The organism is Pantoea sp. RIT-PI-b (assembly GCF_001187905.1).
Lineage (GTDB): Bacteria > Pseudomonadota > Gammaproteobacteria > Enterobacterales > Enterobacteriaceae > Pantoea > Pantoea nemavictus.
Genome location: NZ_LGIS01000033.1, coordinates 300,426 through 315,817 on the forward strand (window position 1 = coordinate 300,426; position 15,392 = coordinate 315,817).

At 52.7% G+C, this 15,392-nt stretch carries 11 protein-coding genes and 1 pseudogene; 8 read left to right on the forward strand and 4 right to left on the reverse strand.

What is annotated here, in order from left to right; translation table 11 throughout:
- Positions 1 to 131: 131 nt before the first annotated feature.
- The 5 genes and pseudogenes from AC790_RS22335 to AC790_RS22360 all read left to right on the forward strand — a co-directional run bounded on the left by AC790_RS22335 (position 132) and on the right by AC790_RS22360 (position 5,409).
- A complete protein-coding gene (locus tag AC790_RS22335; protein WP_049853255.1) occupies positions 132 to 827 on the forward strand; it encodes a hypothetical protein in 696 nt (231 codons plus the stop codon).
- 544 nt (positions 828 to 1,371) lie between these two features.
- Entirely contained in the window at positions 1,372 to 1,851 is a 480-nt protein-coding gene (locus AC790_RS22340; RefSeq protein ID WP_049853256.1) for a type VI secretion system tube protein TssD, read from the forward strand.
- Positions 1,852 to 2,890: 1,039 nt separating this feature from the next.
- Positions 2,891 to 3,316, forward strand: a pseudogene (locus AC790_RS22350) (Hcp family type VI secretion system effector).
- Between the two features lie 85 nt (positions 3,317 to 3,401).
- The gene (locus AC790_RS22355) at positions 3,402 to 3,920 is read left to right on the forward strand and encodes an O-acetyl-ADP-ribose deacetylase (RefSeq protein WP_049853258.1); all 519 of its coding nucleotides are present in this window, start codon (positions 3,402 to 3,404) and stop codon (positions 3,918 to 3,920) included.
- Positions 3,921 to 4,197: 277 nt separating this feature from the next.
- Entirely contained in the window at positions 4,198 to 5,409 is a 1,212-nt protein-coding gene (locus AC790_RS22360) for a DUF4236 domain-containing protein (RefSeq protein ID WP_049853259.1), read from the forward strand.
- 181 nt (positions 5,410 to 5,590) lie between these two features.
- Here the strand turns inward: AC790_RS22360 and malG are convergent, their stop codons facing one another.
- From malG to malE, 3 genes are read right to left on the reverse strand one after another with little or no spacing between them, the layout of a single operon-like run.
- Positions 5,591 to 6,481, reverse strand: coding sequence for a maltose ABC transporter permease MalG (malG, locus tag AC790_RS22365; protein WP_007885946.1), 891 nt, complete (start codon positions 6,479 to 6,481; stop codon positions 5,591 to 5,593).
- Between the two features lie 9 nt (positions 6,482 to 6,490).
- On the reverse strand, positions 6,491 to 8,011 hold the full coding sequence (gene malF / locus AC790_RS22370) for a maltose ABC transporter permease MalF (RefSeq protein ID WP_049853260.1): 1,521 nt from the start codon (positions 8,009 to 8,011) through the stop codon (positions 6,491 to 6,493).
- 60 nt (positions 8,012 to 8,071) lie between these two features.
- Positions 8,072 to 9,262 carry a maltose/maltodextrin ABC transporter substrate-binding protein MalE gene (gene malE / locus AC790_RS22375; protein WP_049853261.1) on the reverse strand — a complete coding sequence of 397 codons (1,191 nt, stop codon included), beginning with the start codon at positions 9,260 to 9,262 and terminating at the stop codon, positions 8,072 to 8,074.
- A 363-nt stretch (positions 9,263 to 9,625) separates the two neighbouring features.
- On the opposite strand from malE, the gene malK reads away from it, so the two are divergent.
- The 3 genes from malK (at position 9,626) to malM (ending at position 13,099) form a co-directional block, all read left to right on the forward strand.
- Positions 9,626 to 10,735 (forward strand): maltose/maltodextrin ABC transporter ATP-binding protein MalK, encoded by a 1,110-nt coding sequence (gene malK / locus AC790_RS22380; RefSeq protein WP_007885958.1) that lies wholly within the window; start codon positions 9,626 to 9,628, stop codon positions 10,733 to 10,735.
- A 41-nt stretch (positions 10,736 to 10,776) separates the two neighbouring features.
- A complete protein-coding gene (locus AC790_RS22385) occupies positions 10,777 to 12,078 on the forward strand; it encodes a maltoporin (protein ID WP_049853262.1) in 1,302 nt (433 codons plus the stop codon).
- 97 nt (positions 12,079 to 12,175) lie between these two features.
- Positions 12,176 to 13,099, forward strand: a complete 924-nt coding sequence (gene malM / locus AC790_RS22390; protein ID WP_049853263.1) for a maltose operon protein MalM — start codon at positions 12,176 to 12,178, stop codon at positions 13,097 to 13,099.
- A 246-nt stretch (positions 13,100 to 13,345) separates the two neighbouring features.
- On the opposite strand, the gene malQ is transcribed toward malM, so the two are convergent.
- Positions 13,346 to 15,388 carry a 4-alpha-glucanotransferase gene (gene malQ, locus AC790_RS22395; protein ID WP_049853464.1) on the reverse strand — a complete coding sequence of 681 codons (2,043 nt, stop codon included), beginning with the start codon at positions 15,386 to 15,388 and terminating at the stop codon, positions 13,346 to 13,348.
- Positions 15,389 to 15,392: the final 4 nt, after the last annotated feature.

The window sequence follows — 15,392 nt, forward strand, 5'->3', positions numbered from 1 at the left end:
CGAGTAAACCGTACTGGTAAGTGCGGTTTTTTTTATGAATACGGATCACAACTGGCTAAAATTTAGCTTCATTGAATTTTATCATGCCCCTATAGTTTTCGTGGTTAATGGAATTAACGATAGGGATATATATGTACCACAGTGATGCGGTCATACGGCAGCTTCAGGCGCAAAGGATACTGGCAGAAAAGCTCGACAATGCGGTTGCCGGCGTTATTGATGCAGTTTCCGATCAAGTCAATAAGATCAATAAAGGGGCAACCCGGCTTTCATTTTATGCATCGTGTTTTACTGATGAGTACATTGACGTCTGTAAAAATCAGATGCTGGAAGATAATCGTTTTAGAAAAGCAGTCGTACGGTTAATAAAAGACAGAGATATTGTTTTTTCACTGTTGCAAACCTACATAGAATATCAGCTTGAAGGCAGATCTTACCGCCAACTTGAAGCAATTAAAATGCATCTGATGCGAGCCAACATTCACATCGCAGCTAGCACACTGACTACTCGCGCATTTGGTGCTGGTGCGACTATGGCTGTCGTTATGGGGATGAATATAACGCTTCCTGTTGGCCGGAATGTTGGTGCTGCAGTTGGCGCGGCAGCGTCATTATTAGGAATTTATGCCATAGTTCAGAACGCAGCAGACAGCGCAAAGCGTTTGCAAATAATGCACCCTCCTTTTTATCACGCATTGTATATGCGAGAACTCGAAATGATGTATTTCCTTATTGAACCTTCATTCATGCGGGCTGGTGCGCTAAAAAATCAATGGCTTTCAGATTACGAAGTCGCTGAAGTATTAATGAAATTAGTGGGAAAATGATGAGGAAATTTTTAAGGCAATGGTTAATATCAGAATCGAAATTCCTGATCTGCACATACGTGCCGATTGTATCTACCGTACTGTTTGCACTGCTACAAATTTATTTTTTTCCAGATAGCAGTATGTTAGGTGTAGGGATATTTTATCTGTGCTCTCTTTCATTTGTTATCTATAAATGTCGTTGAGTTAAGTTTGAAGCATGTTTGTTTAGGCGCCTATTTTTGGAGGGTAAACATATGTTTTTGATTGTTAATTTCAGACTCTTAGGAAAATAGCATATGTTCAATGTAATTAGGTTTAAATGCTCCTTGGACTTGCATACGAGAAGGTTGGAGTAAAACTATGAGAGGGTTTTTTAATCGGTGGTTGGTAACACAATTGCAATTTCTATTACGTATATACGTTCCCGTTTTATGTGCGCTCGTGTTTGGTATGTTGAAATTTTATTTGTTTCCCGAGAGTGGGATGATGAGCGTATTGATCGTTTACCTGTGTGCGTATATTTTTGTTGTTTATAAATGTCGAAAACTTTAAAGGATTAAATATGTCAACTCCAGCACATCTCTGGTTAGAAGATGAAAGCGGTTCGCCAATTGTGGGTTCGTGCATCATGCCGACCAGACTCGGTTCGATAGAGCTCAACTCCGTCATGCACAATATTACCATTCCGGTGGATCCGCACACCGGAAGGCTGACAGCCACACGGATTCACGCACCGATATCCGTTCAGAAGGAGTTCGATAGAACAACGCCGGTGCTTTTTCGTGCATTGTGCCAGTGCAGAGCGCTGAAATCTGCGACCATCAAGATGTACCGAATTAACGAAGCGGGCATTGAGGTTGAGTATTTTAATATCCACCTGGATAACGTCAAAATCTCCAGCATTTCACCGGCTCTGCTGCCAAACGGCCAGACCAGCACGCATCTGGAAAATATTGAGCTACGATATGAAACGATCACATGGAAATATGTGGACGGAAATATTGTGTTCAAGGATGGATGGAATGAGAGGATGATTGCTTAGCTTCTGGCTAATACAGCTGACGCTGAGGATTAGAAATAGATGAAAAGAATAGTATTGCTCAAAGACGATATAACCAAAGTATCAGCAGACGTATTTTTGAACGCGACAAATACCTCCTGAGCCGTTTTTAACGGATAGGCGAATAAGACACTGAATCGTTTCGTTTCCCTATATCAGCACCGGGGTACATAGATTTCCTAAAACGTTGAAGACTGAGATTTAGCTTCACGGTATAGTATCATTGCCCTATGGTTTGCAAGGTTAATGGAATTAAAATAGGGATATATATGTACCACAGTGATACAGTCATAAAACAGCTTCAGGCGCAAAGGATTCTGGCAGAAAAATTCGACAACACAGTTTCTGGCGTTATTGATGCAGTTTCCGGTCAGGCCAGTAAGAACAATAAAGGGGCGATCAGGCTCTCCTTATCACGCATAATATATACGTGAGCTCTAAATGATGCATTTCCTTATCGAACCTTCATTCATGCGCGCTGATGCGCTAAAAAGCCAATCGCTTTCAGATCACGAAGTCGCTGAGGGATTGATTAAGTTAGTAGGGAAATAATGAGGAAATTTTTAAAACAATGGTTAATATCAGAATCGAAATTTCTGATCTGCACTTACGTGCCGATAGTATCAACAATAATTTTTGCGCTGCTACACATCTACTTTTTTCCAGATAGCAGTATGTTAGGTGTAGGGATATTTTATCTGTGCACTCTTTCATTTGTTATCTACAAATGTCGTTAAATTTAAGAGTGAAATAGAATATGTTTAGCGTGCTGAAACATAATGCTCTTCAGGTTTGCATACGAGTAGGTTGGAGTGAACTAGGATGGGGTATTTGAAGAGATGGTTAGTAGAACAATTAAAATTGTTGTTATGCATCTATGTTCCGGTTTTATGTGCACTCGTATTTGGTGTGCTTAAAGTTTATTTTTATCCCGAGAGTGGAATAATGAGCGTGGGCCTTGTATATCTTCTCACGCTAATAATTTCTGTTTATAAATTTCGCTAAATTCAGAGGAATTAATATGTCAACTCCAGCACATCTCTGGTTAGAAGATGAAAATGGTTCTCCGATTGTAGGTTCGTGCATGATGCCGAGCAGACTCGGTTCGAGAGAACTGAACAGGGTGATGCACAACATCGCAATCCCGGTAGATCAGTAAACGGGAAGGCTGGCAGCCACAAGGATTCATGCACCAATATCTGTTCAAAAGGAGTTTGATAGAACTATCCCGGTGCTGTTTCGAGCATTGTGTCAGTGCAGAACGCTGAAATCTGCGACCATCAAGTTGTACCGAATTAACGAAGCGGGTATTGAGGTTGAGTATTTTAATATCCACCTGGATAACGTCAAAATCTCCAGCATCTCACCGGCTCTACTGCCAAACGGCCAGACCAGCATGAATCTGGAAAATATTGAGCTACGATATGAAACGATTACATGGAAATAAGTGGACGGAAATATTGTGTTTAAGGATGGATGGAATGAGAAGATGATTGCTTAGCCTTTGGCTAACCCTAAGGAGTAGAACTAACATGAACAAAATTGCATTACTTAAAGACGACATAACCAAAGTTCCGGCAGACGCTATTGTGAATGCCGCCAACACCTCTTTGCTGGGCGGAGGCGGGGTTGATGGCGCCATCCATCGGGCAGGCGGGCCAGCGATTTTGGCTGAATGTCAGAAAATCAGGAATCGGCAAGGTGGCTGTAAAGTCGGGGATGCAGTCATCACCACGGCGGGAGATTTGCCGGCAAAATATGTCATTCATACCGTTGGACCACATTGGCATGACGGGCAACATGACGAAGAAAAACTGTTAAAAAATGCCTATCAGAGCTGTTTTAAATTGGTAGAAGAGTATGGCATTCAAACCGTTTCGTTTCCGAATATCAGCACCGGTATCTACAGATTTCCTAAGGTATTGGCGGCTGAGATCGCATTGGGTGTGATTAATCAGTGCTTACATGACAACCCCAACATCGAACAAGTCAATTTGGTCTGCTTTGATGAGGAAAATTACGACATTTATTCAAAAATGCTGGCCCAATAAAGTTCTGATTAATTCACTCGGTAAAAGGCAGCTTAAGGAGTTGATGGCGACGATTTTCACCGAGTTCGACCTCTCAAGTAAATTGGGCAAACGATGTATGCCGATTACAATCATTAGTTAAAATGCTCACTGACTCAGTCGATAAACATCCGCATACTGTTAGCGTGATATTTGCGGTAGGGTAGATAAGGTCAATGACTATCCTGTCGACGCAGTAAGCCGGGAATAAAGGCAACTGTTGACCCCCACTCAATAATTACAAGGAATAGTTAGTAACATGGGATTTAGGTTTCGAAAATCGATTAGCATTATTCCAGGTGTAAGGATGAACCTGAGCACCTCCGGTGCGAGTCTGAGTGTTGGGCCGCGAGGGGCCTCCGTTTCATTTGGCAAGCGCGGTACTTTTGCCAATCTTGGGCTTCCAGGGACGGGGCTGAGCTACCGTACCCGGCTCGACCGGGCAAGTGCAGCGAGCAGAAAACGTAATGCCTCTAAACAAGAGGACCCTCATTTACGGCAAGAGCTTGAGCAAGAGGTTGAAGCGCTTAATCAGGCAGTAGACGATATTGTGAATATCTATCTTCTTACACCTGATCCTCGCATGGGGCATTCCTACTCCGAGCTGGAATCGCATTATCGCCAGTTGATGTTGCAGCCCTACAATGTGCCTGCACCTGTCCGTCCCGAAAAGCCCGCTCCCCTTGTTGCCCCTGAACAACCTGAAGACAAACAAGGCCGAAGTCTTATTGGCCGAATATTTGAATCAGCCTCTGCGCGGCGGGAACGGCAAACACAAAATATTGAGCAATGGCAACGCAAAGTCGAAGAGTGTAAACAGGAAAACGAACTTCATTTGAAGCGATATCAGGCGATGCGCCAGATCTGGGCGGAGCAGTACGCTAACTGGCAATTCGATGCGGCTGAGCATGAAAAAAAGATTGCGAGTAAAGCGATTAACATTGCATCTCAATTCGCCAGCGATAATAACTATTTCGAATCACTTCTGTCCGAAGTCATTCAGGCTGCTGATTGGCCACGCGAGACGCTAGTGTCGTTTCAGGTAAATACTTCCACGTCTGAAATCCTCATGGAAGTGGATTTGCCAGAGCATGAAATGCTGCCCAATTTATCGGTGCGGGTGAATGCCCGAGGCACAGAGATCATTGAGAAAGAGTTGTCACAAAAGGCCATGCGAGAACGTTATGCTCTTCATGTGCACGGGATCGTATTGCGGCTGGCTGGCATGGCTTTTTGCGCGCTGCCTTTCAATACAGTTATCGTCAGCGGTTTTACTCAGAGAATTAGCAAACAGACTGGGCACCTTAATGACGAATACATCATATCCTCACGTATTGAACGTCATTTATTTGAAAGGCTCAACTTTAGTAATCTGGAAAATGTCAGCCCAATTGAAGCATTCGATCAATTCCAAACACAGCGTCGCATGAGCGCTACTTTCATTTTTCAGCCAGTTACACCTATTGCTTAAGAATGTAGTCGCGACCTTTATTACTCGGGAACCATAACCTTTTTGACGCGATTGCATTCATTTTGTCTAAACCTCGTGGCAGAAGGTCTTTTGATAATCCACGTCAAATAAAAAAAGCGGCCCTCAGGCCGCCAAAAACCTCAATTGCAGTGAACATTGAGGAAGGAGGGCAATAATCGGGTTAGCCTTTCACGCCACCGGCCGTGAGGCCGCTGACTAGCCAGCGTTGTGCCAGTAAGAACACCAGCGTAATCGGAATCGCAGACAACACCGCCGCTGCGGCAAAGTCGCCCCACAGATAGTTCTGTGGGTTCAGATATTGCTGCATGCCGACCGCCAGCGTGTAGCTGTTCACATCGCGCAACAGCAGCGACGCAACCGGCACTTCGGTGACCGCGGCGATAAATGCCAGAATAAACACCACCGCCAGAATCGGCACCGACAGCGGTAACAACACCAGGCGGAATGCCTGCCACGGCGTGGCGCCATCCAGCGCGGCGGCTTCTTCCAGCGAACCATCGATGGTTTCGAAATAGCCTTTAATGGTCCAGACGTGCAGGGCAATGCCGCCAAGGTAGGCAAAGATCACACCGCCATGGGTGTTGAGGCCGATAAACGGCAGATATTGCCCAAGGCGATCAAACAGCGCATACAGCGCCACCAGCGACAGCACGGCAGGGAACATCTGGAAAATCAGCATGCCTTTTAACAAGGTCGCGCGGCCGGCAAAGCGCATGCGCGCAAAGGCATAGGCGCAGGTGGTGGAGAGCGCCACAATGCCGACGGCGCTGATGGCGGCGATCTTCACCGAGTTCCACAGCCACAGCAGCACCGGGAACGGTGGCGGCGTGACGCGTCCGTCGGCGTGCTCTACGCTGAAGCCTAACGCTAGCTGCCAGTGTTCCCAGGAAATCTGTTCCGGTATCAGCGAACCGGTAGCGAAGTTACCGGCGCGCAGTGAGATGGCGAAGACCATCAGCAGCGGAAACAGAATTCCCGCAATAAACATCAGCAGCAGCAGATGCGTCATCAACAGACGCAGCTTTTGCGACTTAGGTTGCACCATAGCCATAACGCCTCCTTAATCGAATTTCATCCGCACGGCTTTCAGATTGATCACCGCCAGCGCACCCACCAGCAGGAAGATCAGCGTGGCGATGGCTGCCGCCAGGCCAAAGTCCTGCCCGCCGCCGCCTTCAAATGCTATCCGCCAAGTGTAATTCACCAGTAAATCGGTGTAGCCGGCTGGCGTAGTGGTGCCGATACGATCCGGTCCGCCGTTGGTCAGCAGCTGCACCAGTACAAAGTTATTAAAGTTAAAGGCAAAACTGGCGATCATCAGCGGCATCAGCGGCTTTAACAGCAACGGCAGGGTAATCAGGAAGAAGTTCTGCAGTGGCCCGGCACCGTCCATCGCCGACGCCTCATAGAGATCGTCCGGAATGGCTTTCAGCAAGCCCATGCAGAGAATCATCATGTAGGGATAACCGAGCCAGGTATTGACGATCACCAGCATGGTGCGCGCCAGCGTCGGATCGCTGAACCACGCGGGCTGGAAGCCGAACAGCGCTTTCAGCATCACGTTGATTTCACCGAAGCTCTGGTTGAACAAGCCTTTGAAAATCAGGATCGAGATAAACGCGGGCACGGCGTAAGGCAAAATCAGCATCACGCGATACACCGCTTTGCCTTTCAGCGCTTCCCACTGCACCAGACATGCCAGCACCATGCCGACCGCCACGGTGAGAATCACCGTCACAAACGAAAACAGCAGCGTCCAGCCAAAGATGGCAAGAAACGGCTTCTGAATCCCTTCATCGGTAAACACGCGGATGAAGTTTTTCCAGCCGCTATTCACCGTGAAGCCCGGGCTGAGCGCTTCACCGCTGGCGTTCTGATAGAAGCCGGTGTCACGATTGGCCTGATATAGCGCGCCGCTTTGCTGATTTTTCAGATCGCCGTTGGCTTGCAGCTCAAACAGCGGACGTGTGCCGGAGAACTGGCGCAGCGAGCTCATTACCACGCGACGACCATCCGGCAGTTCGGCCTGAATCTGGTTCAGCGCCTGGCGATGGGTGGTGACGATGCGCAGCGTGGCACGTTCACCGGCAGGCGGCGGGGCGCTGGTGAGTTTCAGCTGTTGCGCGCCGCCAAAGGCAAACGCAGGTGAGACGAAAGTTTGCCCGTTGGCGGCTTCTGTCAGTACCAGCTGCCAACGATCGCCTGCCGGAAACAGTGAGAAATTAAGCGCCGAGCCATCCTGATATTGTCGACTGAGCAACACCTGTTGCGCCCGCTCCAGCGTCAGCTGGTTGGTGCTGCTGTAGTTAGTGAAGGCAATCGCAACGGTACAGGCGAGGGGAAACAGCACGAACAGCGCCATGCCCGCCAGCCCGGGATAGACATAGCGCCAGGCGTAAGCGCGACGATTAGCATAAATCCAGATGCCGACGGCGCTAATAATCAGCGTCACCAGCGCAAACAGATATTCACCTTTTGCATACATCAGCACGAGCAGATAGCCGACCAGCAGACAGCAGATACCGAGAAAAAAAGCTTTCAGCACGTCGCTGTAGCGTGCTGTTTTCGGTTTTCCTGACATGATGCGGTTTTCCTTAACAGCCAGTAACGAGCCGGAGCGATCCGGCTCTGGTAGAGAGGATTACTTGTTGAGACGCGCCTGCGCATCTTTCAGTGCCGCGTCCACGCTTTGACGCCCGCTCAGCGCATTCAGCGTGGCGGTGCGCATGGCGTACCAGAAGGCGGCCATCTGCGGAATGTTTGGCATGATGTCGCCGTTACGAGCGTTATTCATGGTGGCGGCGATGCGTTCATCCTTCTCCAACGTCTGCTGGAAAGACTTCAGCGCCACTGCGCCCAGCGGCTTGTCTTTGTTGACGGCATCAAGACCGCTATCGGTTAGCAGGTAGTTTTCCAGGAACTCTTTCGCCAGCTCTTTATTCGGGCTAGCAGCATTGATCCCGGCACTTAGCACGCCGACAAAGGTTTTGGACGGTTTGCCGTTGAGCGTAGGCAACAACGTGACACCGTAATTTATTTTGCTCTTATCGATGTTGCTCCACGCCCACGGACCGTTAATGGTCATGGCGGTTTGCCCCTTGTTAAAGGCGGCTTCGGCGATGGAGTAATCGGTGTCGGCATTCAGCGTTTTGGCTTTCACCTGATCGACGAGGAAGCGCATGCCCGCTTTAGCACCGGCATTATCGACGCCGGTATCTTTCACATCGTAGCGGCCATCGTTAAGTTTGAACGCATAAGCGCCACCCGCTGCCAGCAGCGGCCAGGTGAAGTACGGCTCCTGCAGGTTGAACATCATGGCGCTCTTGCCTTGCGCGCGCATTTTCTTATCCAGCGCGGCGATCTCTTCCCAGCTTTTTGGCGGCTCAGGCAGCAGATCTTTGTTGTAAATCAGCGATAAAGACTCAACTGAAATCGGATAACCGATCAGCTTGCCGTTGAAGCGCACCGCGTCCCAGGTGAAGGGGAAAATCTTCTGCTGGAAATTGGCATCCGGTGAGATCTCCGCCAACAGGCCGGACTGCGCGTAACCGCCAAAACGGTCGTGCGCCCAGAAGATGATGTCCGGTCCGTCGCCGGTGGCGGCAACCTGCGGATACTTCTCTTCCATTTTGTCCGGATGCTCCACCGTCACCTTAATGCCGGTCTCCTGCTCAAACTTTTTACCCACTTCAGCCAGGCCGTTATAGCCTTTATCGCCGTTGATCCAGATGACCAGCTTTCCTTCTTCAATTTTGGCAACGGCGGAAGCTGAAAACAGCACGGCCGTCAGGGCGGAAAGGGCAAGCGTGCGTGCACCGGTTTTCATTGTCATAACTCCATCCTGTTAGCGGAAACGGAAATCGTTTTACCCGCCACATTGTGAGCCTCTGCTGCGGCTTCTCATCCTCCCCGGCTCTACGCCTGCGGTGCATCTGATGTGATCTGCGTTGCAAAACAAGCGGGTTATCACGGACTGGCGCACAGAATCGCCGCTCATCTCTGCGTTATCGATCACAAAAACCTGCGGCGGCGGCATTGCGCTGTGCTTGCCCTGGCGTTCTCCTCCTCCCGTCTCCTCCCCCACACAGATGCGCTGCGGTGGAGGATGTCGGCCCCAATAATCTTGCCCATAGTTGTCGCCGGGGTCTGTCCGCCGACTTGCGGACAAGGATGAGTGAGCTGAGAGGAAAACATCATGTCGAGCGTTACGTTGCGCAGTGTCTCTAAGGTCTGGGGCGAAACCGAGGTGTCGAAAAACATCAGCCTGGAGATCGCGGAAGGCGAGTTTGTGGTGTTTGTCGGGCCGTCGGGCTGCGGAAAATCGACGCTGCTGCGCATGATTGCCGGTCTGGAAACCATCACCAGCGGCGATCTGTTTATCGGTGACCAACGCATGAATGAGGTGCCGCCGGCTGAGCGCGGTATCGGCATGGTGTTTCAGTCCTACGCGCTGTATCCCCATCTTTCGGTGGCAGAGAACATGTCATTTGGCCTGAAGCTGGCCGGTACGCGCAAAGCGGAGATCCAGCAGCGGGTCAACCAGGTGGCAGAAGTGCTGCAGTTGGCGCATCTGCTGGAGCGACGTCCTAAAGCGCTTTCCGGGGGGCAGCGCCAGCGCGTGGCGATTGGCCGTACGCTGGTGGCGGAACCGCGCGTGTTTTTATTGGATGAGCCGCTCTCCAACCTCGATGCGGCACTGCGTGTGCAGATGCGGATTGAGATCTCGCGCCTACATAAGCGCCTGAAGCGCACCATGATTTACGTCACCCACGATCAGACCGAAGCGATGACGCTGGCCGATAAGATCGTGGTGCTGGATGGCGGACACGTTGCGCAGGTCGGCAAGCCGCTCGAGCTTTATCACTATCCCGCCAATCGTTTCGTCGCCGGTTTTATCGGCTCGCCACGCATGAATTTCTTACCCGTAAAAGTCACCGCCACCGCCATCGATCAGGTTCAGGTGCGCTTACCCAACACCCAGCTGGTGTGGCTGCCGGTCGACAGCGCTGGCGTGCAGGTGGGCAGCAACATGTCGTTAGGTATCCGGCCCGAGCATCTGCTCTCCAGCGATATTGCCGATGTCACCCTTGAAGGTGAGGTGACGGTGGTCGAGCAGTTGGGTCACGAAACGCAAATTCACATCCAGATTCCCGCTATTCGTCAAAGCCTGGTGTACCGCCAGGAGGACGTCGTGCTGGTAGAAGAGGGCGCCCTGATGGGTATCGGCCTGCCGCCAGAGCGTTGCCATCTTTTCCGTGAAGATGGCAGCGCCTGTCGCAGGCTGCATCAGGAGCCCGGTGTTTAGCCCTGCAAAACAATAAAAGCAATGACCTCAGGAGATAGAAAATGTTAACTCTGCGCAAACTCCCTCTCGCGGTTGCTATCGCGGCGGGTACGCTCTCTGCCCCGTCGATGGCAGTCGATTTTACCGGCTATGCCCGTTCCGGCATCGGCTGGACCGGCAGCGGCGGGGAACAGCAATGTTTTCAAGCCACCGGTGCTCAAAGTAAATACCGTCTGGGCAACGAGTGTGAAACCTACGCTGAACTGAAACTGGGCCAGGAAGTGTGGAAAGAGGGCGATAAAAGCTTCTATTTCGATACCAACGTCGCCTATTCGGTTTCTCAACAAAATGACTGGGAAGCGACTTCTCCGGCATTTCGTGAAGCCAACGTGAAAGGTAAAAACCTGATTGAAGCCCTGCCTGGCTCCACCATCTGGGCCGGTAAGCGTTTCTATCAGCGTCATGACGTTCACATGATCGACTTCTACTACTGGGATATCTCCGGTCCAGGTGCCGGTCTTGAAGATGTTGATCTCGGCTTCGGTAAACTCTCATTCGCCGCCACGCGCTCATCTGAAGCGGGTGGTTCTTACACTTTTTCCAGCGATCAGATCCGCGACTACGCCACCAGCACGGCGAACGACGTGTTTGACGTGCGCCTGGCCGGGCTTGAAACCAACCCGAACGGCGTGCTGGAACTGGGCGTAGATTATGGCCGTGCCAATGCGCGTGACGGCTATCGCCTTGAGGACAATGCCTCCAAAGATGGCTGGATGTTCACCGCAGAACATACCCAAAGCATGATGAAGGGCTACAACAAATTCGTGCTGCAATACGCCACCGATGCGTTGACCTCGCAGGGCAAAGGGTTGCCGCAGGGCACCAACATCAACAACAGCGGCAGCATGTACCGCGTGCTCGATCACGGTGCGATCAATCTCGCCGATCGCTGGGATCTGATGTATGTCGCCATGTACCAGAATACCGATCTCGACAACAACCGCGGGACCGAGTGGTACACCGTGGGCGTGCGCCCAATGTACAAATGGACGCCGATCATGAGCACCTTGCTGGAAGTGGGCTATGACAACGTGAAGTCACAGCAGGTTAGCGAGCGCAATGGCCAATACAAAGTGACGCTGGCGCAACAGTGGCAGGCCGGCGACAGCATCTGGTCGCGCCCGGCACTGCGTTTGTTCGCCACCTACGCCAAGTGGGATGAGAAGTGGGGCTATAGCAAAGACAGCGCCGGTGATTTGACCTCATTTGCGTCCAACGACAGCAGCGGCAACGGCATCTTAACCAACAGCCGTGGCAACAACGATGAGTGGACGTTCGGTGCGCAGATGGAGATTTGGTGGTAAAGCTCCCGCTGATGACCTGACTGAGACCATCTCTTTTCGGCGCGGCGCGCCATTGCCTGGTTCGCGCCGCTGCCTGACAGCTTTTTGAGGTAGCACAATGAAAATGAAAAAAACGGTTTTTGCGCTGTGCCTGAGTGCGGCGCTGCTGGCTGGCCAGAGTTTACCGGCCTTCGCCGAGGTGAATCTGGTGCCACAGGATCTCTCCGCTGCACCCACCATTCCGCCCGCCAGCCTGCAGACGCTAAACTGGTTGCCGGTCGATACGTCGCGCACCCAGGTTAGCACGCTGGCGGAAAATGGCGCCAACCTCAACGCTGCTGGCGTAACGGGTTCGGTCGCGGCCTACAGCCTGCCGGCAAATATCGGTGAACTCACCATTACGCTGAGCAGCGAAGTGCATCAGAATCAGGTGTTTGCGCCGAATGTGCTGGTACTGGATGAGAACATGCGCCCGGCGGCCTGGTTTCCGGCGCGCTTTTTTACCTATCAACAACCGGGCGTGATGGCAGCCGATCGTCTTGAAGGCGTAATGAAGCTGACGCCTGCACTTGGACAGCAAAAGATCTATCTGCTGGTATTCACCACCGAGAAAGATCTGATTGAAACCACCACCTTGATGGATCCGGCGAAGGCGTACGCCAAAGGCACCGGCAATGCAGTGCCGGATATTCCTGATCCCATTGCCCGTCACAGCCGCGCAGGCACGCTTAAGCTCAAAGTGAAAACCAGCGCAGGCTCGTCGATTTTAGTCGGGCCGCTGTTTGGTTCATCGGGCCCCGCGCCGGTGACGGTCGGCAATACCCAGCCGGTGGCGCCTGCGGTGTACCATGCAGCCGCTGCACCTGAAGCCAAACGTGAGCCGATCATGACCGATACCGAAGGCTATTTTAATCAGAACATCCGCCAGGCGGTCGATCAGGGCAACATTGATAAAGCGTTGAAACTGCTGGATGAGGCCGAGCGTTTAGGCTCCACCTCCGCGAGGAAAGTTTTTGTCAGCAGTGTTAAAGGCAAGGGGTAAAGCACCCCGACAATGCTGATTTGTTCCATCTGGTGCGCTGCGGCGCACCTTTTTTTTGCCTGGTGTGTGCTGGCTGTCCCCCATCCCGGCCTTCCCCCCGCTTGCGGGGGAAGGAGACGCTGCCACATGCAGCTTCAGAACTCACATATAGCAGCATCTTCCTCCTCCATTTATGGGGGAGGACCGAGGAGGGGGACAGCCAGCACGGACAGCCAGCACGGACCGAGGCTCGAATCATTACAAAAATCAAACCTGCTTTCGCCGACGATCGATATCTGCCAGCAACGTGTTAATCTGCGGGTCAGCAAACATCGCCTCCAGCGAGGCGCTGAGCTTGCGCCGCCAGTTGGGGTAGTGCGTGGTGGTGCCGGGAATATTCACCGGGGCGGCCATATCCAGCCAATCCTCGGGCTGCAGGCCCAACAGCGCGCTGTGGCTGTCAGCCAGATAGCGCTGCATCGCTTCACTTAACGCCCGATTCATCACCTGCGGCTCGCGCTGTGCTGCCAGACATCCGCTGCGTTGCAGGCTCCTGAACAGCGCGCGACGTGCGGCTAGACGTGCCTTGTTGAGGCCGGCCAGAATCTGTTTATCGGGATACAGCCCAAGCTCGCTGCCCAGGCGTAGATCGTCACTTTGCCACCAGCCGCGCAGCGTCGGCATATCGTGCGTGGTGGCCACCGCCATGGCCTGACGTGGCCAGTGCGATGGCGGGCGAAATGCCGTTTTTGACGTCTGTTCAAAGTAGAGCACTTTGTAGGAGTAGACGCCCGCCTGCTGCAGTTTGCCGACGATCGCCTGTGGCACCGTTCCCAAGTCTTCACCAATCACCATGCACTGGTGACGCTGGCTCTCCAGCGCCAAAATGGCGAGCAGATCGTCGATGGGATAGTGCACGTAGGCGCCTTCTGCCGCACTTTCGCCCTGCGGAATCCACCACAGGCGCAGCAGCGCCATCACGTGATCGATACGCAACGCGCCACAGTCGTGCATGTTGGCACGCAGCAGCGCTATCCACGGCTCGTAGGCGCGCGCCTGCATCACCTGCGGATCCATTGGCGGCAATCCCCAGTTCTGGCCCAGCGGCCCGAGAATATCCGGCGGTGCGCCCACGCTGGCTTGCAAGCAGTACAGCTGGCGATCGCTCCAGGTTTCCGCGCCGCCCTGCGCCACGCCAACCGCTAGATCGCGATATAAGCCAATCGGCATCGCATAGTGCTGGCAAACCGCCCAGCACGCGGCGAACTGTTCGGCGGCCAGCCACTGTAACCACAGATAGAAACGCACTTCATAGGTGTGCTCGATACGGAATGCCCGCACCGCCGCGCTGTCTGGCGACTGTAATTCCGCAGGCCATGTCGTCCAGTCGTAGCGCTGCGCATCCTCGGCGATCTGCGCGGCGTGTAGCGCGTCGAAAACACCCTGATGCAGCAAACTTTCCCCGCCTTGCGCCATAAAGGTGTCAAAAGCGACCACCTGTTGGTCGTCCGCCGCGCGCTTTCTGAAGTGCTGCCATGCGAGACGCAGTGCCGCCAGCTTCAGCGCGGTAACGGCAGAGTAATCAACCCACTCAGCGTCACGCGCCGCCTGTAACGCCTGCTGCGTAGTCGGCGAGTGCCACCAGCGCTGCGCTTCCTCACTGTGTTGAAAATCTTGCACGGCGGCGACATCGATATACAGCATATTGAGCCAGCGACGTGAAGAGGGGCTATAGGGGCTGGCGCTTTCCGGCGTAGCTGGGAACAGCGCGTGCAGCGGGTTGAGGCCAATACAGGCGCCGCCGCGCTGCGCGACCTCTACCAGCATCTGTTGTAAATCGCTGAAGTCGCCGATCCCCCAGTTAGTCGCTGAGCGCAGGGTATAGAGCTGAATGCAGGCACCCCACAGCGAGTTGCCCTGAACGATGGCGGGCGGCTCGTAACAACGAACAGGCGCGACAATAATCCGGCAGTGCAACGGCTGCGGATGCGCGTTAACGCTGAGCTGGTGATAACCATACGGCAGCGATGGCAAACGGATCGGCTGGCTGGCGATGCAGCTGCCATTCCAGCTCTCGCCCTGTTCACTGACCAGTTGCCAATCGGCGGTGACGCCAGGCGCGGGCAGCACTATTTCAGCCTGCTCGCCCTGGACGATCAGCACCGGCGGCAACGGCGATACCGCTGGGCGGGCGGGGTGCATCGCCGCCAGCAGACGCTGGCGGGTGACTGGAGAGACAGACTGCAAACGACCATGCGCATCGATGTAATCGGCGGCAATTTCCGGTGCGGGATTGAATGTTGATGTCATGGTG